The sequence below is a fragment of the Kiloniella litopenaei genome (assembly GCF_000982415.1).
GTDB classification, from domain to species: Bacteria; Pseudomonadota; Alphaproteobacteria; order Kiloniellales; family Kiloniellaceae; genus Kiloniella; species Kiloniella litopenaei.
The window spans coordinates 47850-73311 of the sequence record NZ_LANI01000025.1 but is presented as its reverse complement, the minus strand read 5'-3'; the positions used below and the strand labels follow the sequence as shown (position 1 = coordinate 73311).

Below are 25462 nucleotides of genomic sequence, written 5' to 3'. Positions count from 1 at the left end.
AGTCATGTGCGGACGTTTTGCTTTAACCACCCCAATCGCTGATCTAAGCGACCTTATGGACTTTCCCGAACGACCAAATTTGGAAGAACGATACAACATCTGCCCTACTCAGCCTGTTGCTGTCGTGGTTTTGGGGTCAGACAAAAGGAAACACTTTACCCTCCATCGTTGGGGGTTAATTCCAAACTGGGTTAAAGAACCGAATCTCAACAACCCGATGCACAACGCCCGTAGCGAAACGGTCAATGACAAGCCTTCGTTCAAGGGGCCTTTTCGCGGAAGACGGTGCCTGATTCCCGCCGATGGATTTTATGAGTGGCAAAGTCGTAGCACCGGACAGGCGGCCACAACATCTGCAAAGCAAGGATACTACATCACACAAACAAACAATGCGCCCTTTGCCTTTGCGGGAATTTGGGATGATTGGCTCGGCGCCGATGGCAGTGAAGTACAATCCTGTGCGATTCTGACAACCGAAGCCAATCACGACATTTGTCATATCCACCACCGCATGCCCGTCATTGTGCTAAGGAAAGATTACAATACATGGCTTTTCAAAGGAGGACACGATCTGTTGAAACCCCTTCCAATTAACAGTCTCAAAGCAACACCCGTGACAAGCTACGTAAATAACGCGCGCAATGAAGGCCCTGCCTGCCATGAACCCCAAATCCAACAAGCACAGCTTTTTTGACCTTAGGCAACCAACGATGACAAATCATCGTTTATTGGCTTTATTTTCCATCAACACGGAAAATCAGGCCCCGAAAAATATTTAAAAAATATATTTCGTCTCTTGCTCTGTTCTCTTTCAAAACAGCGCACTATCATTAAACATTCCTAGCAATTCCCATCCAAGAAAAGGCCCTACAATGACCAAAGCAGTTGTCAGTGATCTCTTGATTTATCCCGTTAAATCTGTTGCCGGTATCTCAATGTCCAAGGCATCTGTTTTGACAGCTGGTCTGGCCGGGGACCGCCGATATCTGATCACAAAACCTGACGGCACTTTTGTGACCGGGCGAACACACCCGAAGATCACAGCGATCAAGAGCACTTATCATGGCGCACTTTTAACCCTGACTCACGAAGATAGAGCCCCTATTACGCTCGACCCGGAAAGCTTTGCCGATACATATCAAAGCAGTAATGTCTGGGGGACGGATCTTATTGGGCAGGAATGTGGTATTCAGGCCGATGCATGGATAAGCGATCTTCTCGGCGAACCAATGAAGCTGCTCTATTTCGGCAACAGATCTGAACGTTTTATCAAACAGCATCCCGAAAATGATGTCGGTTTTGCTGATGGCTTTCCGCTTTTGATAACATCTGAAAGCTCACTCGCTGAGTTAAACAGACGTTTGCTTGCTCCCGTTTCCATGGCCAATTTCCGCCCCAACATAACCGTCAGCGGCACCTTGCCATTTGAAGAGGATGGGTGGTCCCTGATCAGGATTGGTGATGTCAAATTCGAGTTACCAAAACCCTGTGCGCGCTGCGTTTTTACAACGGTTGATCCCTTTGCCCATGCAGCAGATAAAATTCTAGAACCTCTGAAAACACTCACCCAGTTCCGGCAAGTTCAAGACGGTAAAGACGTTATTTTCGGGGAAAATATGATTCCCCTCAATACAGGCACTATTCAGGTTGGTGATCCTGTCGAAATACTAAAAACAAAAACAAAACCGCATTACATCGATAACTGGACACCCAAATCGTCTCGTATCACGGCACATCTGAAACCCAAGTCGTCAGAAACCTTTGATCAAAATCCGATATTGCTAAGGTGTGTGCAGGTTATTGATGAAACCAAGGATGTGAAAACCTTTAAATTCACATCTGATCCGGTAAGGCGTTTTTCCTATCAGCCCGGACAGTTTTTAACCCTGCATATTCCCATTAATGGCGAAGTTGTCACCCGTTGCTATACCATTTCATCAACGCCGTCACGCCCCGACACTGTTACGATTACGGTCAAACGTGTCAAAGGCGGACGGGTTTCCAACTGGCTGCATGATCATGTAACCGTCGGCTCTAGCCTAGAAGCAATTGGCCCCGCCGGTGTTTTCCATTTACAAGAAAACCAGAAGAAAAAAGTTCTGATGATTTCTGGCGGATCAGGCATAACACCAATGCTTTCCATGACGCGTTTCATCACGGATACAGGTCTGGATTATGACATCCATTTCCACCATTCTGCTCACACTGTTGATGACCTTATTGCCTGGCCCGAGCTATCATTACTCTCACAACAGTTCTCTGGGTTAAATCTCTCTTACAACACAACGCAAGGCGTTCCTTCCTCCAGTTTGGTTGAACATGGCATCAAGGGGCGGATATCACCTAAAATACTCAAGGAAGTTTGCCCGGACTATCTGGAACGTGATGTGTTCGTCTGTGGTCCTGATCAATTTATGACCACCGTACAAGCGCACCTGATGGACAGTGGCCTTCCAGAAAATCAGTACAATCAGGAAAGCTTTACCATCGAACCAACCCTGCCCCCTGAAGATGGATCAGCCGCAAGCTATGCAATCCACTTCTCCAAATCAGGTGTCACTGCAGAGATAAAAGGAAACCAGGCTGTTCTGGATGCTGCTGAAGCCGCCGGCATTGACATTCCCTATAGCTGTCGGGGCGGGCTGTGTGGCACCTGTAAAAGCGAACTGAAAAGCGGTGAGATTACAGCACCAAACGCGATGGGATTAAGTGAGGAAGATACAAAGAACAACCTCTTTCTCGCCTGCTGCAGCTTTGCAAAAAGCGATATTGAAGTTGATCTTTGATTTCACCTCGCAATTTCAAGAATTAAACAGTTAAATTTAAACAGAGAACAGGCCCCCTTTGTATATCATTTACAAAGGGGGCCTGTTTTATATAACAGTTAATCTTCCTGTAGTGCCGGGATGTTTCGGTAGAGGTCCAAGGCTTCAGGGTTAGCAAGTGCTTCCTTATTCCCCACCTCGCGACCATTGATAATATCACGCACGGCCAGCTCGGTAATTTTACCAGATCTCGTTCGCGGAATGTCTGCAACCGCAACAACCTTTGCCGGAACATGACGCGGTGTACAGCCCGTTCTAATTCTGGTTTTTATCTTCTTGATCAGCTCTTCACTGAGACCTGAAATGCCATCTTGCAAAATAACGCAAAGGACCACGCGGACATCCCCGTCCCAGTTTTGGCCAACGACAATCGCCTCACGAATTTCTTCCAATGTTTCGACCTGACGATAGATCTCGGCTGTCCCAATACGAACACCACCGGGATTAAGCGTTGCATCAGAGCGACCATGAATAATGAGACCACCGTTTTCCGTAACCTCAAGAAAATCACCATGGGTCCAGATATTATCAAAGCGTTCAAAATACGCTTTGTTATAACGGGATCCGTCTTCATCACCCCAAAAGCAAAGCGGCATGGAAGGGAAAGGTTCCGTACAAACCAGCTCGCCACGATCATCTGCAACGGGCTTGCCCTCATCACTAAAGGCTGCAACTGCGCACCCCAGTGCAGGTGTTTGTATCTCACCCCGATAGACAGGCCCAATGGGGTTCCCGAGCATAAAACAGCCCAAAATGTCCGTTCCGCCCGCAATGGATGCCAACTGGACGTCTGCCTTCACATGCTCATAAACGAAATCGAAACCTTCGGGTAACAGCGGAGATCCGGTTGAAAAAATCGCCCGAAGTGCTGGTAACTTGTATTTTTGAATTGGGCTTTCGCCAGCTTTTTTCAAGGTATCCAGATACTTTGGCGACGTCCCGAAGTGGGTGACGTTTTCCTGCTCTGCCAGATCAAAGAGAATTGTCGGACTGCCCGCAAATGGCGATCCATCATAACAGATCAGGGTTGCGCCACAGCCCAGCCCGGCGGCAAACCAGTTCCACATCATCCACCCACAGGTAGTAAAGTAAAACAGGCGATCGTTTTCTTTCAAATCACCGTGGAATTTGTGCTCAACCAACTGCTTCATCAGTGCACCACCTGCCCGATGAACGATACACTTGGGTGCTCCGGTGGTTCCGGAAGAGAACATAATGTAGAGAGGATGATCAAACCCCTGTCGGGAAAAGGTTATTTCTGTCGGCTGGTAAGGATCGACAAAATCCCGCATGTCGACCGCATTTGGCACCCCGGATAAATCCAGATCAGCGCCCGACCAGGAAATAACGACAACTCTTTCAATCGCAGGGATATCTTTAACGACATCTGTCACCTTGCCCAAAACGTCGTGATTTTTCAGGTTATAGTCATAGCTGTCCGGGGCAATTAGCACTTTTGGGGCAATCTGGCCAAAGCGGTCCAGAATTCCCTGAGCCCCAAAATCCGGTGAGGCCGAAGACCAGACACCGCCGATGGCGGTCGTCGCAAGCATGGCAATGATTGCTTCGGGCATATTCGGCATCAATCCAGCGACGCGATCACCGGGTTCAATTCCCTGTGCGAGCAGCGCCTGAGCAAGACGGGAAACTTCATTATATAGTTCATCCCGGCTCAGCGATCTTTGACGTCCTTTTTCGCCCCAAAAAACAAGAGCTTCCTGATCTCCGCGATACCGCAACAGGGTCTCTGCAAAGTTTATCTTTGACTGTGAAAACCATGCGCTTGCTTTGATATCCTGATCATTGCGCGTATAGACATGCGCCCCCTTTTCCCCGGGCAGGTCAAAGTAATCCCAGGCCGCAGACCAAAAATCAGCAATGTTTTTCACAGACCAGTGATGCAGTTCGGCGAAACTATTCACCTTTGTTCTGTCCTGTCGATCCAGCCAGGCCATAAAATCAGTGACAATCGCATTTTGTACACGATCTTCGCTTGGTACCCACTGAGGTTTGGTCACAGAAGTCATTTTGCCTGTCGCTCCCTGATACTTTTTATGGTTCGTTTTTGATTAGAGATTATTTATGCTGCACCGCACACCAACCGTCAAGGGATGGCATATAAATGCGTATTTTTGCGCACCTTGATAATCCAGATAATAGCAAAAATTTAGTCCGTCCCTCTGTAATCATTCCTGATGCAGTTCGTCCATTGAGGCCGTGATATAGTTCACCAACCGCAGCCCGGCTTCGCTTAAATCACCTTGGCGATAAAACAGGCCAACCTCGACATCTGCCAGCCCCGGATAACCATTCTCCACAGGCACGATCTCCAGACTACCCGGGACTGTTTTTTCAGACAAAACGGTCAGGCCCAAGCCTGCCTTCACCGCCGCTTCGATACCTGATTGACTGGGGCTGGAATAGGATATGCGCCATTTCTTTCCGGCCCTGTTCAACGCATCTACCGAGCGTTGTCGATAGATACAGCCCTGCGGATAGACAATTAATGGCAAGGTATCCTGCGCCAACAGCGCCGCATCTCCATTCCCGACCCATGCCAGACGATCAGACCAAGTTTTTGCCAACGATGAAGAAGGGGTATCCGAACAAAGGGCGATGACCACATCGTATTCATTTTTGTCCACCGCCTTAATCAGATCACGGCTTATGCCGCAATCAACTTCCAAGGTGATTCCGTCGTGCGCACTGGTAAAACCGCCAAGGATTGTCGGCAACAGCGACACAGCAAAGTCATTCGGCAAACCAACCCGGACAATACCCCCCACTTTCGGGGTTTTCAGCCTGGAAATCACCTCGTCATTCTGCGCCAAAATCTGCTTGGCATACCCCCGCAGAATTTCGCCCTCTTCCGTTAGCGTTATCTTTCGTCCGCTTCGACTAAAAAGCGATACTTCCAGCAGATCTTCCAACCGTTGCAGCTGAAGACTTATAGCTGGTTGCGAACGCCCCAGTGTCTCTGCTGCACGGGTTATGCTGCCCAAATCATTCACAGTAGAAAAGGTACGCAAGAGATCGGTCGGGATATTAATCATGGCACGGAAAACACATTAGCTGGCAATCTGAATTCGTTTTATTGATAAGATAAAGCCTATCAATATTTTATAACAGGAACAAAGTCTGTTCAGTGTAAGCCGTTTTTAGACCTGATAAAGAGCTTATCAGCCCCAAGATATTGCTCCTGATGTTGACACAATGCCTTTTGCTGAAATCATTTGCTTCAATTTCACAGGGTGCCGCATGATATATATCTGACTTACCTTCCCTTTTGCATCATATCCAAATGACAGCGCGGCATGCATTTTACCTTCATCAATAATTACCAACCCCAAAGTACCATTAAGTACTTGTGTTTTGATCTCCATTTGCCTCCATGCATTAGATAAAATATCTGTAATGAATCGACAAATTGCATCATGACCAACGATTACATCCCGCACAGCCTGCACCTTACCACCACTATCCGCACGCAAATCACTATCTGCCCGCAGCATGCTGCCCAGTATTTCAACATCTCCGGTCTTTATCGCTTTCTGAAAAGCATTTAGCAGCTTCTCCTGATGCTGTTTTTCCGGCACATGTCGTACATTATTTTTTGCGACATAATCACGGGCACGCGCTGCCAACTTACGACAATTTGCTGATTGCATATCCAAAATGCGGGCAACTTCTTCAAATGGCATTGAAAACACATCATGTAGCAGATATGCCGCTCTCTCTTTTGGCGTCAATCTTTCCAACAACAAAAGAAAGGCAGTTGTCAAAGATGACGCAATTTCAGCTTGTTCTTCTGCGCTCGCTTCAAACTCTGTTTGAATTTGATCAGGTATCCATGAACCAATGTAATCCAGCCTTTGATGGTTCGCAGACTTTAGTTGGTCCAAACAACGATTAGTGCACACACGTGACAACCAGCCAATAGGGTTTTCTATCTCCGGACCGGAATAAGAGACCCATTTTAAATAGGTATCCTGCACAATATCCTGTGCATCACTTAAAGAACCCAACAAACGATACGCGAGCCCCATAAGACGGGGCCGCGTTTGCTCAAATACATCTGTCTTATTCTCAAGCGTCATATAAACATTCTCATATCAATGCTTGGATATCTGTATACGGTTCCACAGATTAATCATCCCGATATCTGTCGTAATTAATGTAATTTCCCTGTCAGAAAAATGTTTACGCAACTCAGAACGCAGTTTGGCATAATCTGTTTGTCTATCTAATGCTGTCAATGCTTCGGTCCACGCCAAAGCAGCACGCTCTGGTGCACTAAATATATCCACATGACGCCAAACAATCACTTTATCCAGCTTATCCTGACTGACGCCTGCTTTTCGCGCGTCAGATATGTGCATATCGACGCAATAGGCGCATTGATTTATTTGAGATGCCCGTAATTCAATGAGAGCAGAAAGCGAGTGTTCCAAACCACGCTCAGCCATCATCACATGAACCTGACCTAGGTATCCCATTAGTTTGGGATCATTTTTTTCATGTATAACAGGTTTTTCAGATGTCATCGGTACGGAAGAAGTTGTCATCATCATATTTCCTTTGTTCTTTTTGATGTTGCTTTCAGGAATATGACGCTTGGTGAACCATTAATGTGACATCTATTATTTAAATACTTCACCAAAAAGAAAACCCGGCACCAACATGCCGGGTTTAAAGTTTGAGGCATCTGAGTTTTCAATAGATGAAAACTTTCAGATAGAACTCATTTTAGACAGGGGAAGATATTTAGTGACTGATAATGTTATGCTCTGGGCCATAAGGGAATTTGGTGATGTTTTCTGCACCACTTTCACCCACAACCAAGATATCATGTTCGCGGTAACCACCAGCGCCCGGGTTACCTTCTTCAATCATGATCATTGGCTCCATTGAAACAACCATGCCGGGTTCCAGAACCGTTTCCACATCTTCACGCAGTTCCAGCCCGGCTTCGCGACCATAGTAATGGCTTAACGTTCCGAAGGAGTGGCCATAACCAAAGGTCCGGTACTGAAGCATATCGTGTTTTTTGAAGATTTCGTTGAGTTCAAGCGCAATATCACAGCACCGAACGCCAGGTTTGATCAATTCCAGCCCAGCTTCATGAACTTCAATGTTGGCTTGCCAGTATTTCATATGCGCATCAGACACATATTCGGCAAAAAGTGTTCTCTCAAGCGCCGTGTAGTATCCGGCAATCATCGGGAAACAGTTCAAACTCAGAATATCGCCCGATTCAATCTTGCGACTGGTCACCGGATTATGGGCACCGTCCGTATTGATGCCAGACTGAAACCAGGTCCAGGTATCCATCAGTTCTGCATTGGGAAAGGTCTTTGCAATATGCCGGATCATTGCCTGTGTTGAATGCAGGGCAACTTCATGCTCTGGAACACCAACGGCAATAGCCTCTGCGCAGGCCGCACCACCAATATCGGCTGTTGCTGCACCATGCTTGATGATCTCGATTTCTTCTACAGACTTGATCATCCGCATGCGCATGGTCGGCGCGCCAATATCCACAAACTCTGGACTACCGAGGGCTGCTGCCATCTTGTTTTTATTATCAATGTTAATATGGTCGAACTCCAGACCTACACGCCCCAGGCTTTGCCCTGACAGTTCATCTTTGATCGCATAAAAATAGTTATCTTTTTGCCAATCCGTATAGATAACATTGTCATCAAAGCTGCGTCTCCACGGCTGTCCACCGTCAATATTCGCAGTTACCGAAATATGTTTGTCCTGAGTAACAATCAAGCCATAAGGGCGTCCAAAAGCACAGTACACAAAATCATTGAAGTAATTGATATTGTGATAAGAGGTCAGAACCACGGCATCAATATCGTTATCAGCCATATGCCGACGCAAATTACTGATACGGCGTTCCATTTCTACTCTGGAAAATGTGCCTTGTACTTTTTCTCCATTACGGATGCGCAGTGTGCGTTCCATTGCTGACTCCAATAATTAGGGAATTAATTTTCACCCTATTGGTATCAAAGAACTACACATAAAAATAATTTATAATATCAATTTAAATATTAAAAAAATAAATGAATGAGGGCCACCTTCGGGGGAAGGTGACCCTCGGTACGCAAGCCAGCAGTCTTTTAAGGGAAAAGTTGCGGCTCAAGCGCAAATGGATTGGGAACAACAGCATTATTACAAACCGCCCACAATCACTGTAACGTTCCCTGCTTAGGCCAAAGAAGACCACTTACGCAACAAGAATTTATTAGGCTAATTTTGTGTAAATTTTTATATATTTTAAGGACTTAAAATTATTTCCCTTAATGCCAAAAGAAAACAATCACTTATTAATTAGCGCCGCCAATCAAACAGGCATTTATCCGCGTTTTGCCATTAAAATAAGATAGGTAATTATCAGAATTTCCCTAGCTTGATATTAGTCAAGCACGTGAATCTCTTTTAGATTCCAAATCCAGTTTGCAGTTGAAATTTCAGCGTAATTTTTGCCGTCCGGATCTATCATACAAGGGATAAGAAGGCGCGTTGGCCCCTTCATCTCAACCCTGATTTCACGCATCAGATGCCTTGTTGCTATAAATAGACATTTGCCAGGCCACTTCGAAAGTGCCAAATCAATTGCGTAACCATTTAACGCAACCAATTTAACCCGCTTCACACCATCCATATCTGCGGCCTTTAAAATATCCAATAAAAGCACACCCTGATACTTGCCAGCTTCATTTACCCAAATGGGGGGGACAGAGGCTTCATACAGAGATAACTGCTCAAGATCTTTAACTCGAAATTTTGTGACCGCTTCTCCACTCTTAACCAAAAGCACACGTTTGTTACTGATAGAAGTCTCAAGCTTTTGTGTAAAAGGAACGACAAGATTTGTATCTGCATAGGCATTTATAAACACACTCAAAAATGCGCCCACAAAAATGAGAACAGATAAAACAAGAGACTTGGCCACAGTCATAACTTTCGAAGATATTTCACCTAATAACCAAATGATAAATATTAATAATTAATAAAATATCTAACTCATTTCCTTTCATTAAATGCCCCCGATGAACCAACATTATTTTGATAAATTTTGCCGATTTAGATATCTTGCTTAAAAATTATGTTATGTTATATCGTTATATAATGAGTATTAATGAAAGACGCGGCCACTTGAAGGGCCAGAGCGAGAGGCATGTAAATGCAGTTGAATGAATCCCCTGTCTACCCCGAAGCTGATGTTATGGCGCAAGGGAGCGACGTATCAATACTATCACATATCCTGAAACCTGGAGTTGCTGCGACTGTTTGGCAACGGGATCTATCAGTTGATTTTTCGAACTGGATCAAAGGACTGAGTCCGGAAAATTTACCTCAATTCCGGAGCTTGGTGACCGTAGACGCACTTGAAAATAGCGTCCATGCAGCTTGTGATTTGTCACATACACCTGCTGGGAAGCATCGTGACATGTTGGCCGGAGATATCGCTGCTTTGGGCTTCATTATGAGCGAAATCATGGGAAGCCCTTTACTTCATGTTCGGCTGGAGGTTGTGAATACAGACGCTTGCCGTAAATTCCATGTCGACAATATGACGGCGCGCATGCTTTGCACCTATCTCGGCAGAGGCACCCAGATAGCGCAACGGGGTGCGGAAAGCTCACCAGTTACAGTGTCTGCTGGGGATGCGACATTATTGCGTGGTGCTCGTTGGCCTGGAAAAGAAGAGACCACGATACAGCACCGCTCTCCACCAATCGCCGGAACCGGGGAAACACGTCTGTTGCTCGCGATTGATCCGGGCTCAGACTACAAGCCAGAGATTGTTTATAATTGATTCCTGTGATCGTTATGGGCACTCACTACCATTCAGACATGGGGCATCATATGCCCGATGATAAGACACTCCCAACAAAGTGACAGCATCGTGACCATTCCTTCTGTTATCAACTCAGCAAATGGTTGCGAGGCGACTTTGATGTCGACCCCTATATTACTCACAGCATGACTCATGAACAAATTAACACAGCTTTCGACTTGCTTCATGCTGGTAAACGACTTGCCCGGAATCATAATACCGTCTTGATGTATGCGGCCCGCTGCCTCATGCGGCGGGTCACTCATATCACCCCCCACATACCGCACTATTGATTATCGCAAGTGCTCTGGATTCATTTCAAGAAAAGGGCGCTATTTAATAAAATATAACCCATTCATTACTAATATAGCGGCTATAAGGGGTACATGAACGAGCTGTAACTCTCAGAGTTAGTGAAACGATACTTTATAAAATGAAAAAAGACACAGATTGCCGACAACTCTTTCATTTTAGGGACGTGTAAGAGGTAAATTTCGTTGGATTCAGCAACAAAAGAAATGATCGAAGAGGCTTATTATGAAACCGTCACAGAAGCCTTATCAAGAAGTGAATCACTACTAACGGCACACAAGGAAGGCGTAACAGCAGCGGCAATGTTACTGGCTGCCATGTCTGGCATTGACGATGAAGAGGCAAAAAAAGAAGTCATTGCATTGGACTTACGCCCCCAGCAATAACTTCTTATGTTTAATTCAAATACGATATCACCTGAAAAACAAGCGCTTTAGAGCACTTATTAAAGCCTCACGAAACCATGTCGTCACGCACCTGTTTCTCTTGCGGCGCCTTCAATCTCTGTCGGCTTGGCGATGACAATCTCGTTCTTCTCACTATTCTCCAACACAAGTGCGGTTCCTGCCACGGTCTCCAATGTCTTTGACCCGATAACATTTTCTTCCGTCAGAATTGTCGGACGCTTCCACGCCAGTGAGTCAAAAGAGCCACAATCCCCGCAATGGGCCTGCCAGCTTTCCGCAATCGCACCACAGGACTCACACACCCAGTTATGGGCAATAAGCGCGGTTTCTGATTTCTCAAACCATTCAGCCGCAGCACGGTTGTCACCATGCTCTTCCTGTTCCAGCCGTCCCATCAAACGGCACACCAAACGACTGGGTCCCCCTTGCTCGGATGCCTGTTTCAGATGACGACGCGCCTCACCCCAAAGCTTTGCGGCCAAATTAGCCTCTGCCAGTGCAATATGGCTTTCGTAGTGATCTTTGTTCTGGGCAACCATCTGCCCCAGACGTTTGGCGCGTTCAACATTGCTTTCAGAAGGCCATAGCGTCAGAAACACGCGGGCAAGGTCTCGATGGGGCTGTTTACCCCATGCTTTTTTCAACGTTTTTTCAGCATCCTTAATACGCCCGGCACGATTATAGGCCTCTGCGAGGAAAGCCACGGCAGGCACCAGATCAGGCGCCAGTTTGTAAGCTTCCTTGGCAAAGGCCAATGAGGCTTGAACGTCGCCCTGATCATTCGCTTTCAAAGCCTGTTGAAGTTTAACCACAGCCCGCTTCCGCGCCGCTTCTGCGGGGGTAAGATTTTTTGTCTTGGCCCCCTCTTTCAAAGCCTGATCCGCAATCGCGAATTGCCCCGTTGCTTCAGAAAGCTCAAACAAACTTTCCTGAACCCACGGTGTTTTCGGGCTCAGGGTATGGGCCTGCTTTGCCAACTCCAGCGCCTCGGCAAAATCACCGCGGCGTTGGGCCTGCATCAAAAGCCCCCGTAACCCAAGAAAACGGGTTTCCTTGTCTTCCAACATGGCCTTGAAATAGTTTGTCGCGGCCTCTTCATTTCCCTGAAGCTGTGCTGCCTGAGCAGATAACAGCATAGTGAGTGGCGGCTCATCGGAAAGCAGATTTTCTGCCTTACGGGCCATGGCAAGGGCTGTATCGGCTTCACCCGCGGCCACGGCAACCATGCCATGGGTCAAGGCTTTATAGCCACGCTTCTTGCGGTTATCTTGCCGGGCTTGCCCAAAAAGAGCAGGTGCGTTGATGAGACTGCGCCAAAAGCGGTAAAGAAATGCCGCAGATATTGCCAATGCCACCGCAGCAAGGAAGAGAACCCCAACCGTTGTTTCCAGGCGATAGCCAATCCAGTCCACAGAAACCAGACCCGGGCGGTTCGCAATCCATATAACAATCGTCAGAACAATCGCCAGCTTGAGAAAATAAATCAGCGTCCGTTTCATTATTCAATCCCTCCGGCACCGCTACCCTGTGCCGTGACACCAATCAGCAGCAAAGCAAGTTGCTGACTGATTTGCTCACCTTCCTGACGTTGTTTGGCCAGCAAAAGCCAATCTTCCATTCCGGAAGTCGCCGCAGAGGTCAATTTTTCAAGCTCCTGCAAAGCGCCCGATAGATCACCATCCTTCAGATAGTTTTCAGCCCGTGCCAAAACACTTGATGTGCCCTGTCCATCAAGAATATCAATTGGGCGAATAGATACCACATCCGTAACACGGCCAATGGCCTTGTCGACCCAGGTCTGTCCACCCGCTATCTTATCAGCCGATAATGCCTCGCGTGCTGCAGCCGGGAAACTTGCCCGTAAATCAGTCAAACTGGGCAAGCCAACAGCAGCAAAGGATGAAAGCGGAGAGACAAGTTCGCGAATCGTGCTGTTTTCAGGTGCAACGGCTCGAACAAGATCCAGTTCCTTCACAAAAGGACCAGACCCGCGTAAGGCGTCGCGTAGCTGTAAAACACCAAGAGCAAGATAAACATCACCCGTAGCAGGACTCGGAATTCCCGAGATTACTGTCGGGGAAGAAACTGGTGCGTTGGCTTTCAAGCCCTCGACTTCAGATACCAGCGCATTCATTTGCGAACGGATAGCTGCCAACTGCTGAACAGAAGTTGCATTGAAACTGTCCCCAACAGATGAGGAAGCAAGCCCTGTACTCTCGATAACATCCAGACGTTGACGGGTTTGTTCCAATTCAGTTCGCAGGGCATCCACCAGATCTTTATCAGCATCACTTGAGGTGACAACCACACCACCACTGGTCAAGCCGTTCAGTTGCCGCTCAAGCTCGGATTGCTGTAATTTTAGCGTTCGCACAGTTTCGGCCAGCGACAGAAAACGATTCTGATCAACACCTCTGCTTTGCGTATTAAGGACATCCCGCTCCAACCCTGCAATCCGTTCTTCAAGCGCACTAACACTTGTTGTCTCGCCCTCGGCACCGAATGTCGGGATCTTCTCGACAAGAGGCAGCCACTCGCTTCGAAAGAAAACAGCCGCTGCCATTGCCAGCGCACAGAACCCGACCCCGTAAAAGAAGCTATTCAGGCTACTGCCCCTTTTAACAACAGCTACTGTTTGCGTAGCAGACGGTTCTTCATTGACCTTGCTTTGGTCATGGCCAACATCACGAGCCTGTTTAACACCCTTACTTTTTGTATCAGCGTTATTTTTTGCAGCATCAGTTTTTTCTGGCACCGCTTTGTCACCCACCGTCGCCTTTGATCCGGAGACAGGGATTGAGCTTGTTGCTTTCAGGGTAGATTTTATATCAGACTTGTCATTTGAAGCACCTTGATCAGCTTCGTCTGACAATAGAAGATCACTTTCACGAACCCGCGCCACATTAAGCGTAATGTTCGCTTTCGCGGCAGCCTTGAGAATATCTTCGTGACGGGCAGAGGGAATTGAATCGCGTTCTTTCCACCCCTGCACAGTGCTCACAGCGATACCCAACTTACTGGCCAGCGGCCTCAAACCACCAAAGGCGTTAATAATTTCCTGTGTCGGGCTTTCGCCAATCGTTTCTTTATCAAGCGATTTATTCTCGTCCTGTACAGAAGAACCCGTTGTCGGTTGCTTTGATTTGTCGCTCTGTTTGCTGGCCATCGTATCCTCGGTCATCCAGATTGCGTTTAATCCATATGATTAAAACACGTCATTAAGGAAACTATGCGCCAGAGTTAAGGCAAAATCCAGTACGTACGTACACTTATTTGTTTGATGCAATTAACTTTATCATATCTGCCCTGTTCGGCAGCTCTGAAACCAATAGCTTGAGCCCCGGCATTTGCCCAAAACAATCGGCAACTGCCTTGCTCAAACAATAGATGGCTGTACCTTGCAGATTGGACAATAGATTTTCTTGGGACAACAATGACAAAAACACCTTGGAAGAGCGAGGCGAAAAAAAACTTATCTCTTTGATTTTATTTTCTTTTAATATTTTTTTTGTTTGCGGAAGCAATGTTTTGGACGCTGTTGCCTCGTACAAAATTTCACGACGATAGGCATAGCCGCACTGGCCAAGATCAGCCTGTAAATCTCCGGCTACTTTTGATGCCGCGGGATGCAATAGAGTGCCAGATCCCGGCTTCAGTTTTCTACGAACCAGTTCAGCTAAATCGCCTACGTCACCATTGGCAGAATAAACCTGTTCGAATCCACTCTCACGAGCCGCAATGGCAGAATTTTCCCCTACACAAAGCGCTGGCAGAGAACAGTCTTTACTATTTAGCTGATAGGCACGTACACCATTGGCAGAGGTAAAAATAACAGCCTGTACACCAGAAAGATCAAGTCCAACTGAATTCCGGAACACGATATCAAAAACCGGATCCAAAAACACCTCGCGCCCCAATTGACGAAGCTCCGAAGCAAAGGGCTCCTGATCCGCTTGGGGACGCGTGACAAGGTGTGTGATCATTACTGACCTCTAGGTTAAATCAGGATTGCTGGTCTTCCAAAGTTTTGAAAAACGCTTCTCCGGCCTGTTCCTTTAATTCCCGACCTGCAGATCGTCCCATCTCCTCGGCCGAGGATATCGGGCCACGTCTTTCTGTCGTAAAAATTTTACTACCATCTGTTGCTGCCAACATTGTACGAAGATAAAGCTCGTCCCCTTCAATTTCAGCAAGTGCGGCAATAGGTGTCCGGCAAGATCCATCCAGTTCCGCAAGGCAGGCCCGTTCCGCGGTAATACGTTGCATCGTTGGTTCATGATGAATGGCATCAACGTATGCACGCACCCGGTCATCCCCAATTCGAACCTCTAGCCCCACGGCACCCTGGGCAGGTGCGGGTAACATTTCTTCGGTTGAAAGAGCCGCCGTAATCAAATCGGACTGTTTCAGTCTGTTCAAGCCTGCAACGGCGAGCAAGGTAGCATCTACCTGCCCCTCTTCCAGTTTACGCAGTCTGGTCTGGACTGATCCACGAAAGGTAATGACTTCCAGGTCCGGGCGTTTAGCCTTGATCTGCGCTTGCCTGCGCAACGATGCGGAACCAACAACAGCACCTTTGGGAAGGTCTGCCAGCGAATTTGCTTTGGATGAGAAAAGCGCATCACGCGGATCTTCCCGCTCTAGAACAGTAGAGATTTCCAACCCGTCAGGCAGCCACGTCGGTACATCCTTCATCGAATGTACGGCAATATCAATGCTACCGTCCTGCAAACCGTCTTCAATTTCTTTGGTAAAAAGCCCTTTACCGCCGATTGCAGATAGCGCCCGATCCTGAATCTTATCGCCTGTGGTTTTAATCACAACAATCTCGACAGACTCTTCATCTTTCAAATCAGAATGTGCTTCTTGCAACAACCGCTTAACTTCAAAAGCTTGTGCGAGCGCAAGGGGACTTCCCCGGGTACCGAGACGAAGAATTGGAGTATCAGTCATAGATTATTGCCATAGGTTCCTGTAAGTCTGGATGCATAAATTTATCCAGAGAGTGTTCAATCAATCGCACCTTACTCTTTCAGTTACCTTTCGACAATTCCTATGCTGCTGATAAATCGCGCGACGAACCGACGCAGTTCGATGTCTATCACTTCACAAGTATATTTTGGGAAAGCATCGAGGATATTTACAACGAGGAGAACTGCTACGCCTTATACCTATATTGTTTTGGCGTACATTTGTAATAACGCTTAAAAAGTTGCGAGAAATGGCTTGGATTTGAATAACCAACGGTAAGGGCTATATCAGTAATACTTTCTTCAGTTTCCAGAAGTAAATTTATTGCTAACTCCATTCGTATCTGTTGAAGAGAGGCATACACTGATGCCCCCAAAATACTTCTAAAACCAAATTTTAATTTTCTTTCATTAATACCAACTGTCCGAGATATTTCAGCTATTTGCCATTCTTTATCAGGCTTTTTTTCTAGAAGCTCTCGTGCCTGATATATTTTTCGTTTGTCAGATGGTGACAAAGATACGTTATTCTTTGAATTATTCTGTTTTTCAAAAAATTGTATAACCAACGAGAGAACCTCCAATGCTTTCCCTTTTAAATAAAGCGTCTTCAGAGCACTATCAGGTAAATTCAAATCCCATAAATCTTGCATAATTGGCAAAATTTCTGGTGGCGTTAGAACTGATTTTAACCAAGCATTTTTAGAGGGAACAGAATAATCAGAAACAAACAGTTCTGTGAATTTATTCAATTCACGTGGAATTATTTTCTGTAAAAATTCAATATTAAATCTTACTTCAATAAATTTTAATGGACTTGGTGGATAGAACTCATTTCGACCATTAGCTATTGCTTTAGAGTAAAATAAAACCAATGTGTTAGGTATTAATTTTAGCTTTTTACCATCTGTTATAGATAAGTAACCTTCCCCTGAAAAGAATGTTACCAGTGAAAATACAGGAGGTCCTTCAGCTTCCATAATTACTGGTTTATCAACAATCTTATCAATACGATTAATACTTAGCCCTCTTTCGAGATCTTCTCGCCGGATCCAATCAGTAAAATCCAATCCACCATCAGATGGTTCATTAACTGCACGGATTTCATGATTCTCTAATACTTTTAAAAGTAATTTTTGCTCAGAAAATTTTCTATTTTTCGTCAACAAAATACCCTCTATAATTAATAATGATAATCATTATTAATTATTAGTTCCGATTGCAACAATTTTCACCCTGATCACGGTGGTTTCAAAATTATATGTCAATAAAGTGTGCCCAAATGAAAAATTAACGGCGTGACATCAAATGCTTAAAAAGCAACGCTATAAACTATGAGACTTGGGGCAATGCAAATAAGTAAAATATTAAAAACATCAATAACAATAATGAGCACTTTATCCATAGAAAGGTCATATGCATCAGATATCTTATTAGACGAAATCGTCATAACCGCTACTAAACGAGACCAGACCATTGAAGAAATTAATTCTTCAATACAAGTATATGATTCTGAAGAGCTAGAAAAATCCAGAATCGATAGCGTCAAGGACCTTGATCGACTGGATAGTAGTCTTCAAATTCGTAGTCGAGGAAATAAAGCATACAGTAATATCAGTATCCGCGGTCTCTCCTCTTCAGATTTTTATAACCCCTCAGTCAGTATTTATGTAGATGGTAGCCCTCAAGATCAGGCCGTCTTCTCACAAGAGCTACTCAATCTCGATCACGTTGAAATTCTGAAAGGTCCACAAGGCACGCTATATGGCAGAAACGCTCAGGGCGGTGTCATAAACATAATCACAAGAAAACCAGATGACGAATTCAGACTCGAGAGTAAACTCTCTATTGATGGTAAAGAACAATACGGACAGGCTCTCGTTTCAGGTCCTCTTTTTGAAGATAAACTGTTTGGAGAGTTTTCCATCAAAAAATCGCATGAATCTGGTGAGCTAACTGCGACAGATATCAGTGATAATAAAGTAGATGATAACCAGACCAAATATTTTAGAGGCAAGCTTCGTTACGCAGAAAAAGACAACCCTTTTGAGGCAGAGTTATCCCTCACACATGAGGATTACAAATCTCACGAAGAATTCTACGTTAACGCTTCCGACGAGAAAAACCGGGAAGTCACAATTGTGGCACAGGGTGGCACAAAACCAGAATTAGAGAGAAAAACAACATCTGCATCCCTAGATTTAAGCTATAACTGGGATAAAATAGAATTACAGTCGATTACATCCTTTCAAGACAGAGGTCTAGAAAGGAATATATTTGGAAGCGAATTACCAGAAACCCAGACATCTTATTCTGAAGAAATTAGAATAGCCTTTGAACCCAGCGATAATTTGAATGGCGTTGCCGGCATATATGCTCAACGAACAAATTTTGAACGAAAACCAGTTTCGGCATCTGGCACAAACATAGGAAAACATCAAATTGATAGCTATGCCGTTTTTGGTGAAGGAACATACTCTTTAACGGACAAGCTCGACTTAACAGCAGGCGCCCGTTTTTCTTACGACTTAGCAGAAGTAAATTTCGAGCAAACATCTCCAACCAATTTTAACTTTAACAGTGAAAAAAGTTTTACCAATATCTCACCAAAGTTAGCCATTGGCTACGACCTGCTCAATAATGTTCGGGTATACGGCCTTTACAGCCAAGGTTATAAGCCTGGAGGCTTTAACAAAGCCGTTAGCAGTATTAATGACAGCATCGCTTACAACTCTGAAATATCGGATAATTTTGAAGTTGGAGCAAAAACATCATTCTTCAATAATAATCTGGAACTCAACACGGCAGCTTATTTCATCAAAACAGATGACAAACAAATCTATGTCGGTACTCAGCCATTTCGCGTTTTAAAAAATGTAGGTACTGCAGAAAGTAAAGGTATTGAGCTATCTGCTCGCGCCTACCTCGGTGATAATCTAACGCTTTTAGGCAGCGCTCATATAGGAAAATCTACATTCGAGGATTATAATGACCCCACAGCTACAAGTGATTATAGTGGCAATCGGGTTCCTTACGCGCCAGATCAAACATACAATTTATCTGCTGATTATCTTTTGCCTATCTCATCCATACCGGGTGAACTTTCTATACAAGCCGGTGGACGTTATATTGGGAAAACATACTTTGACGAAGCCAATACTATAACTCAAAGCGGTTATATGCTTTTTGATGCCTCTGCGACTTGGGACGTAACAGAAAATGTGTCTCTTAAAGTATTTGGGGAAAACCTTACAGATAAAAATTACAGGGTTAGTGCCTTTGATTTTGGGCCAGGAGGCACCAAAAGCCAACTGGGTGAAGGACGGTTTTTAGGCTTATCTCTAACCAGTCGCTTCTAGGTTAGGGAAAAAATTTATGCAAAAAAAGAAAGTTTTAATTTGTGGCGCTGGCGTTGCCGGTTTAGCTACAGCTTGGTGGCTAAACCGACAAAATTTGGACGTTGAAGTTGTCGAAAAATATCCAGATTTTAAGCAAAATGGATATATGATCGGCCTTTCAGGGCCAGGACTTAATATTGCCGAAAAAATGGGTTTAAAAAATGACCTCCTACAGCAAAATATCTCAATAGGAGAAAATTTATACATAAGCAAAACCGGAAAACATCTGCATAGACTCAACTACTCTAAAATACTTGAAGAATTAGAGTTTTTAAGCTTTCCAAGAACTAATCTTGTACGAACCATCTATAATCACACAAAGGATGACCTCCCCATAACCTTTGGTGAAAAAGCAATATCATTCAGCGACCATGCGCATGGTCAGACAGAAGTCATATTTCAATCTGGGTCGAGGAAATCGTACGATTTAATAATCGGAGCGGATGGAATTCATTCAGATTTGAGATCGAAATTTTTTGGAAATGAAAGCCAATTCATACATCATATGGGATATAGCGTAGCAGCCTTTACAGTTGATATCCCCAATACTCTACAAACAGAGTTTGTCTCATATGTAGAACCTAGTAGACAAAGTCAATATTATGCTCTCAACGAAAAACAATTAGTGGCAATTCTCTGTTGGCAAAACAACAATATATCTTCTATTCCACAAAATAGCCGCGCTGAATATTTGAAAAATATCTTCTCGGGAGCCAATCCTATATGCCTTGAGAGGATCGAATTAGCCAAGTCCCAACAAGCTCATATCTATCTCGATAATATGGCAATGATAGAAATGCCTCAATGGAGTCAAGGCAACAAAGTTGTAATTGGTGATGCAGCATACTGCATGTCTTTATTATCTGGCCAAGGCGCCGGCATGGCTTTAACGGGTGCATATCTTTTATCCGAAGGTATTAAAAGGCATGGTCTCCCAAATGGTATGGTTTATTACGAAAATCAGCTAAGGAAATCAATTTTGCGCCTGCAAAAAAGAAGTCGAAAAATTGCATCTATTTTTATACCCAAAACCCATTACGGCTTCTGGTTGAGAAATTTAAGCATGAAGCTCATACCTGAAAACCTTCTAGGTCGTTATTTCCTCAAAAACATCCAATCTGAGATTATGGATTCTGAAAACGGTATTCAGGAAAAAAATTGATTAACATGACACTTTCACAAATGAACACCAATTCTTTGAAACGTTGGCCCACTATTAAATTACTTATAGCAATATCAAGTATCTATGCACTGCAAAGCGCGATCGGTGGTCTAACATTTATTGGTTTACCTGCGATTTTGAGATCAGAGGGATATGATCATCATCTTATCGGCATGGTTTTCCTTGCTATGGCACCTTGGTCACTTAAATTCTTATGGGCACCCTATGTTGAAAAATACCGTATAAAAAATGACGGCTCCAAACGAAGCAAGGCCATAATTTTAATTGGGCAGTTTATCTTAATACTTTGTTTGTTCCTTATTTCCCAACTCAATGATTTCAAATGGATATTATGTGCTCTTATATTTATTGCGGTTATAGCATCAACAATAGATATCGCTGCCGATGCCCTAACCATAGAACAAGTCCCGAGAAATAATCAAAATTGGGGGAGTTTTGCACAAACGGGCAGTAGTTATATCGGTATCTTAATTGGAGGCGGATTATTCGTAACCCTTGTCAGTTATTTTAATCCAGAGAAATCCTTTATAATTATTGGATTACTGCTAGGAATACTCTCGGTTCCTCTTTGTTTTATCAAAGAAGAACATGCAAAAGCAGCCCAAACAAAACATACCCCGAGCCTAATTTATGCCCTAAAGAGAAAAGAAGTAATTTATGGCCTCATAATGATATCTATTTATGCCATTGGTAATCGATTATCTCTTAGCATGATAGGGCCGCTACTCGTCGACAGCAAAATTAGTCTTTATTATATCGGCCTCGTAAATGGGATTGGAGGAGCATTACTCGGCCTGGCAGGAGCTTTAGCAGGGAGTGTACTACTTCAGAATCAGACCAAACGGACCTCTTTATTATTTATAACTTTTTGTAAATTAATCACTGTAGGCGGTATTACCCTTATTTGCCTTACTCCTGAAGCTCCTAAGCTCTGGATCCTTATTTCAACATTGTTGCTATCATATACATCAGCTATGGGGTTTGTAATCATTTACGCCATTTTGATGAGCCTTAGCTCTAAACACCAAGCTGGAGTGGATTTTACGCTTTTTCAATCCGCTGATACAGCAATTGCCGTTATAGCAGGTATTATTAGTGGTTATCTTGTCAATCTAATCGGCTATAGCAATTTTTATTTTATCGCAACATCATTTAGTTTGATAACCTGCATCAGCTTTATCCACCTGACAAAAATCACGGAAGGACCGAAAACTTACAGGTAATCAGTACATGATTTAATAGTTTAGATTAAGCCTTCTGCCCAATCCATTCCTTGAGCTAACCAATTCATTTTAATGTTATGTCCCCCTTTGTGGAGGCATAACTCCAACTCTTTGCCCGTCGCACATCCACGCCATACCTCACAGGTCATATCGGGAAGAATGACAGTTTCAGGATTAGCTTCGCAACGGTTCCTTTCTTTCCAGATACCAACACCTATTTTCACATCCCCCTGATGCCAACGCTCACCAATAGGCCGTCCAGTCATGGGAACGACCCGGTCTGACAGTCCGTGAATATGGCGCATGTTTACCGGTTCATCACAGGCAACGGGATGAGGGCGCCAAAACGAACCCGCGATCGGGAAAAAGGCTGAAAATTCTTCGCCCATATAGCAGGCAACATCCCAGGCCATTGATCCGCCCTGGGAAAAACCCGAAACCCACGAACGTTCCTCATCAACCTCATGCCGAGATTTCACATCCCTCAGGATATCACGGGTAAAGGCAATTTCATCCCTACGTTCACTTGGTGCACCAACATTGGACCAGCTGCGATTGAGACCATCAGGAATAACCAGCATAACACCCCGTGAAGACGCAAGATTCAACAAAGCTTTATTTTTCAGGACAAGATCAGCACTTTGCCCATAGCCATGATAATAAAATAACGTTGGATAAGGCTCTTCACCTGTTTGAGCCCCAGGCGTCACTATTACATAGCGTCCACTGTCCAAAACGATTTCATTGACATTAGAATCCGGAGAACCCGGTTCTTCTTTCAAATTCACGGCTTGCGATAAAGAAGCGAGAAATAAACCGCCTATCAACAATACAATAACGACAAGGGCTTCAATTCGTCTCATAAAATCCCCGATTACGACAGTAGCAGAACAAAGAGTATTGATTACTAGGTAGCCAACCTTCACAATTTTTCCACCTCACATAAAAACAACTTTTGGTTATGAACCTCAAAAGGGATATAGCTTTTACCCTTCAAAAAGCTGATTAACTAAGTTTTCTATAGCGAAACCTTGCCGAAATGCCGTGAATGGTATTTTCTACGACAAGATTTTAAATATTGGGGAAAGGCTGTTAAATGAAGTGCAGCCTCTCTCATAACCCAGTTCTCATAACTCTGCTGAATTGGAAAACGCCAAATTGGAAAACATGGCCGATTTAAAAAGCATGAAGGTACTTGGTATAGAAACCAGCTGCGACGAAACTGCAGCGGCCATTGTGGATAGTGATCACAACATTCTCGCCAACAAAGTTCTTACCCAATTGGAAGAGCATAAACCCTATGGTGGAGTTGTTCCCGAAATTGCCGCCCGCAGCCATATGAATCATCTTGATCGCCTGATAAGATCTGCACTGGAAGAAGCCAATCTGGACTTTGATCAACTGGATGGCATCGCCGCAACTGCTGGCCCGGGCCTGATCGGTGGTGTTTTTGTTGGGGTTATGACAGCCAAGGCAATCGCAGCTGCACGAAAGCTCCCTTTTCTAGCTGTGAATCATCTCGAAGGACATGCTTTAACTGCGCGTCTCACCGAAAAAAACGCTGCGGGTTTTCCTTATCTCCTCCTCCTCGTATCCGGTGGGCACTGCCAGCTCCTCGCAGTCGAAGATGTGGGCCGTTACACCCGATTGGGCGGCACGATTGATGATGCTGTCGGTGAAGCTTTTGATAAAACCGCCAAGATGATGGGACTCCCCTATCCCGGCGGTCCAATGATCGAACAAATTGCCAAAAGCGGCGACCCCAAACGCTTTGATCTACCGCGCCCCATGAAAGGGCGTCCGGGCTGTGATTTTTCTTTTTCGGGTTTAAAAACGGCCATACGCAAACAAATCCTTGAATGTGCCAGCAAGGGGAAAAGCACAGAAGTCGATATTGCGAACCTGAGCGCGCAGGATAAAGCGGATCTTGCAGCCTCATTCCAATTGGCTGTTGGCGATGTTCTTGTTGATCGCTGTAAAAAAGCAATGGATATTTTTCAGGATACCTATGGCCAACCGGGGCCATTGGTCGTTGCTGGCGGTGTTGCCGCAAACCTGACGCTACGCGCTCGTCTTACGGAACTGACAGATACCTATAATACAAGCCTACTGGCCCCGCCGGTCAAGCTTTGCACCGATAACGGCGTGATGATTGCCTGGGCCGGATTGGAACGCCTCCGTCTGGGGTTAACAGACTCTCTGGATTTCGCTCCGCGTCCACGTTGGCCACTTGATCAACTGACGGGCGTTGAGGCAGTAAAGACATGACAAAACCGCCCGTTAAAACAATCGGGGTTCTCGGGGCTGGTGCTTGGGGGACCGCCCTTGCTGCCGTTGCCGCAGAGGCTGGAAATGATGTTATTCTCTGGTCACGTAACGAAAACGTTGTTGCAGATATCAATCATGCCCATGAAAACAAGCTCTATCTAAAAGGCGCAAACCTTGACCCTAGAATCATAGCGACAACGGAAATATCTGCTGTACAAGATTGTGATGCCCTCCTTCTCGTTGTCCCCTCTCAACACCTAGGCGCCGTTCTAGAAACCTGTAAAGATCAAATTAACCCGGAAACACCGCTTGTTCTCTGCACCAAAGGGGTCGAAATCAAAAGCGGGCTCCTGATGACAGAAATGATCGCAAGAATACTCCCGCACAACCCGATTGCAGTCCTTTCAGGACCAACCTTTGCCATTGAAGTGGCCAACAAACTACCCACTGCGGTAACCCTAGCCTGTGCAGACGAAGTGTTAGGTAAAAAACTATCAAACACGCTCAATAACCGTTCCTTTAGAATCTACCAATCCCTGGATCCAATCGGGGCCGAGATTGGCGGAGCGGTAAAGAATGTAATCGCGATTGCCTGTGGCATCGTCGAGGGAAAAAGACTAGGCGACAATGCCCGTGCCGCATTGATCACCCGCGGTCTGTCAGAAATCGTAAAACTGGGCCTTGCAAAAGGTGGGCGGCGAGAAACCCTTATGGGTCTTTCGGGTATGGGGGACCTCACCCTCACCTGCACAGCCACACAATCGAGAAACTATGCGCTTGGCAAAGCTTTGGGCCAAGGTATCGCGATTCAGGATTACCTCAAGGGGCGAATTACCGTTGCGGAAGGGTTAAGCTCTAGCAAATCAGTAACAGAGCTTGCACAAAAGCTCTCTATCGATATGCCGATCTGTCATGCGGTATGTAACATACTGCACAACGACGCAGATATTAACGAAACGATCGCCCAACTTCTCGCCCGCCCTCAAAAGGCAGAGATATAACCATTCAAAACTATGTTTCA

22 protein-coding genes are annotated in these 25462 nt (G+C 45.1%); 9 read left to right on the top strand and 13 right to left on the bottom strand.

Features of this window, described 5'->3' with window-relative positions; all coding sequences use genetic code 11:
- Nucleotides 1-4: 4 nt before the first annotated feature.
- Nucleotides 5-694 (top strand): SOS response-associated peptidase, encoded by a 690-nt coding sequence (locus WH95_RS16545; protein WP_046509349.1) that lies wholly within the window; start codon nucleotides 5-7, stop codon nucleotides 692-694.
- A 178-nt stretch (nucleotides 695-872) separates the two neighbouring features.
- A complete protein-coding gene (locus tag WH95_RS16540; protein WP_046509347.1) occupies nucleotides 873-2786 on the top strand; it encodes a hybrid-cluster NAD(P)-dependent oxidoreductase in 1914 nt (637 codons plus the stop codon).
- A 98-nt stretch (nucleotides 2787-2884) separates the two neighbouring features.
- On the opposite strand, the gene WH95_RS16535 is transcribed toward WH95_RS16540, so the two are convergent.
- From WH95_RS16535 to WH95_RS16510, 6 genes are all read right to left on the bottom strand, one after another.
- Nucleotides 2885-4852, bottom strand: a complete 1968-nt coding sequence (locus WH95_RS16535) for an acetoacetate--CoA ligase (RefSeq protein ID WP_046509345.1) — start codon at nucleotides 4850-4852, stop codon at nucleotides 2885-2887.
- A gap of 159 nt (nucleotides 4853-5011) precedes the next feature.
- Nucleotides 5012-5878 (bottom strand): LysR substrate-binding domain-containing protein, encoded by an 867-nt coding sequence (locus tag WH95_RS16530; protein ID WP_046509343.1) that lies wholly within the window; start codon nucleotides 5876-5878, stop codon nucleotides 5012-5014.
- A gap of 126 nt (nucleotides 5879-6004) precedes the next feature.
- Entirely contained in the window at nucleotides 6005-6922 is a 918-nt protein-coding gene (gene sigJ / locus WH95_RS16525) for an RNA polymerase sigma factor SigJ (protein WP_046509341.1), read from the bottom strand.
- A gap of 15 nt (nucleotides 6923-6937) precedes the next feature.
- The gene (locus WH95_RS16520; protein WP_204247815.1) at nucleotides 6938-7396 is read right to left on the bottom strand and encodes a carboxymuconolactone decarboxylase family protein; all 459 of its coding nucleotides are present in this window, start codon (nucleotides 7394-7396) and stop codon (nucleotides 6938-6940) included.
- A 193-nt stretch (nucleotides 7397-7589) separates the two neighbouring features.
- Nucleotides 7590-8798, bottom strand: coding sequence for a M24 family metallopeptidase (locus WH95_RS16515; RefSeq protein WP_046509339.1), 1209 nt, complete (start codon nucleotides 8796-8798; stop codon nucleotides 7590-7592).
- A gap of 454 nt (nucleotides 8799-9252) precedes the next feature.
- Complete coding sequence (locus WH95_RS16510; RefSeq protein WP_157845991.1) at nucleotides 9253-9744, bottom strand: hypothetical protein; 492 nt, start codon at nucleotides 9742-9744, stop codon at nucleotides 9253-9255.
- A 279-nt stretch (nucleotides 9745-10023) separates the two neighbouring features.
- On the opposite strand from WH95_RS16510, the gene WH95_RS16505 reads away from it, so the two are divergent.
- Complete coding sequence (locus tag WH95_RS16505) at nucleotides 10024-10659, top strand: DUF1826 domain-containing protein (protein WP_052742099.1); 636 nt, start codon at nucleotides 10024-10026, stop codon at nucleotides 10657-10659.
- A gap of 32 nt (nucleotides 10660-10691) precedes the next feature.
- Here the strand turns inward: WH95_RS16505 and WH95_RS21315 are convergent, their stop codons facing one another.
- Entirely contained in the window at nucleotides 10692-10946 is a 255-nt protein-coding gene (locus WH95_RS21315; protein ID WP_046509335.1) for a hypothetical protein, read from the bottom strand.
- Nucleotides 10947-11177: 231 nt separating this feature from the next.
- On the opposite strand from WH95_RS21315, the gene WH95_RS16495 reads away from it, so the two are divergent.
- Nucleotides 11178-11378: a hypothetical protein gene (locus WH95_RS16495; RefSeq protein ID WP_046509333.1), complete on the top strand. Its 201-nt coding sequence runs from the start codon at nucleotides 11178-11180 to the stop codon at nucleotides 11376-11378.
- Nucleotides 11379-11461: 83 nt separating this feature from the next.
- Here the strand turns inward: WH95_RS16495 and WH95_RS16490 are convergent, their stop codons facing one another.
- The 5 genes from WH95_RS16490 to WH95_RS16470 form a co-directional block, all read right to left on the bottom strand.
- Nucleotides 11462-12898 carry a heme biosynthesis protein HemY gene (locus WH95_RS16490; protein WP_052742098.1) on the bottom strand — a complete coding sequence of 479 codons (1437 nt, stop codon included), beginning with the start codon at nucleotides 12896-12898 and terminating at the stop codon, nucleotides 11462-11464.
- Nucleotides 12898-14580 (bottom strand): COG4223 family protein, encoded by a 1683-nt coding sequence (locus WH95_RS16485; RefSeq protein ID WP_046509332.1) that lies wholly within the window; start codon nucleotides 14578-14580, stop codon nucleotides 12898-12900. Before WH95_RS16485 ends, WH95_RS16490 begins: the two co-directional genes overlap by 1 nt.
- Nucleotides 14581-14668: 88 nt before the next feature.
- Nucleotides 14669-15382, bottom strand: a complete 714-nt coding sequence (locus tag WH95_RS16480; RefSeq protein WP_052742097.1) for a uroporphyrinogen-III synthase — start codon at nucleotides 15380-15382, stop codon at nucleotides 14669-14671.
- Between the two features lie 19 nt (nucleotides 15383-15401).
- Nucleotides 15402-16352 (bottom strand): hydroxymethylbilane synthase, encoded by a 951-nt coding sequence (gene hemC / locus WH95_RS16475; RefSeq protein ID WP_046509330.1) that lies wholly within the window; start codon nucleotides 16350-16352, stop codon nucleotides 15402-15404.
- Between the two features lie 205 nt (nucleotides 16353-16557).
- Entirely contained in the window at nucleotides 16558-17535 is a 978-nt protein-coding gene (locus WH95_RS16470) for a helix-turn-helix transcriptional regulator (protein ID WP_046509327.1), read from the bottom strand.
- A 183-nt stretch (nucleotides 17536-17718) separates the two neighbouring features.
- Here WH95_RS16470 and WH95_RS16465 point away from each other — a divergent pair, with 183 nt between their 5' ends.
- From WH95_RS16465 to WH95_RS16455, 3 genes are read left to right on the top strand one after another with little or no spacing between them, the layout of a single operon-like run.
- The gene (locus WH95_RS16465; RefSeq protein WP_162199396.1) at nucleotides 17719-19728 is read left to right on the top strand and encodes a TonB-dependent receptor; all 2010 of its coding nucleotides are present in this window, start codon (nucleotides 17719-17721) and stop codon (nucleotides 19726-19728) included.
- 16 nt (nucleotides 19729-19744) lie between these two features.
- Complete coding sequence (locus WH95_RS16460) at nucleotides 19745-20929, top strand: FAD-dependent oxidoreductase (RefSeq protein WP_046509323.1); 1185 nt, start codon at nucleotides 19745-19747, stop codon at nucleotides 20927-20929.
- 5 nt (nucleotides 20930-20934) lie between these two features.
- Nucleotides 20935-22173 (top strand): MFS transporter, encoded by a 1239-nt coding sequence (locus WH95_RS16455; protein WP_162199395.1) that lies wholly within the window; start codon nucleotides 20935-20937, stop codon nucleotides 22171-22173.
- 20 nt (nucleotides 22174-22193) lie between these two features.
- Here the strand turns inward: WH95_RS16455 and WH95_RS16450 are convergent, their stop codons facing one another.
- Nucleotides 22194-23036 (bottom strand): alpha/beta hydrolase family esterase, encoded by an 843-nt coding sequence (locus WH95_RS16450; protein ID WP_052742096.1) that lies wholly within the window; start codon nucleotides 23034-23036, stop codon nucleotides 22194-22196.
- Between the two features lie 322 nt (nucleotides 23037-23358).
- Here WH95_RS16450 and tsaD point away from each other — a divergent pair, with 322 nt between their 5' ends.
- Nucleotides 23359-24441 (top strand): tRNA (adenosine(37)-N6)-threonylcarbamoyltransferase complex transferase subunit TsaD, encoded by a 1083-nt coding sequence (gene tsaD / locus WH95_RS16445; RefSeq protein WP_046509383.1) that lies wholly within the window; start codon nucleotides 23359-23361, stop codon nucleotides 24439-24441.
- Entirely contained in the window at nucleotides 24438-25442 is a 1005-nt protein-coding gene (locus WH95_RS16440; protein ID WP_046509318.1) for an NAD(P)H-dependent glycerol-3-phosphate dehydrogenase, read from the top strand. The genes tsaD and WH95_RS16440 overlap by 4 nt, the downstream gene beginning before the upstream one ends.
- Nucleotides 25443-25462: the final 20 nt, after the last annotated feature.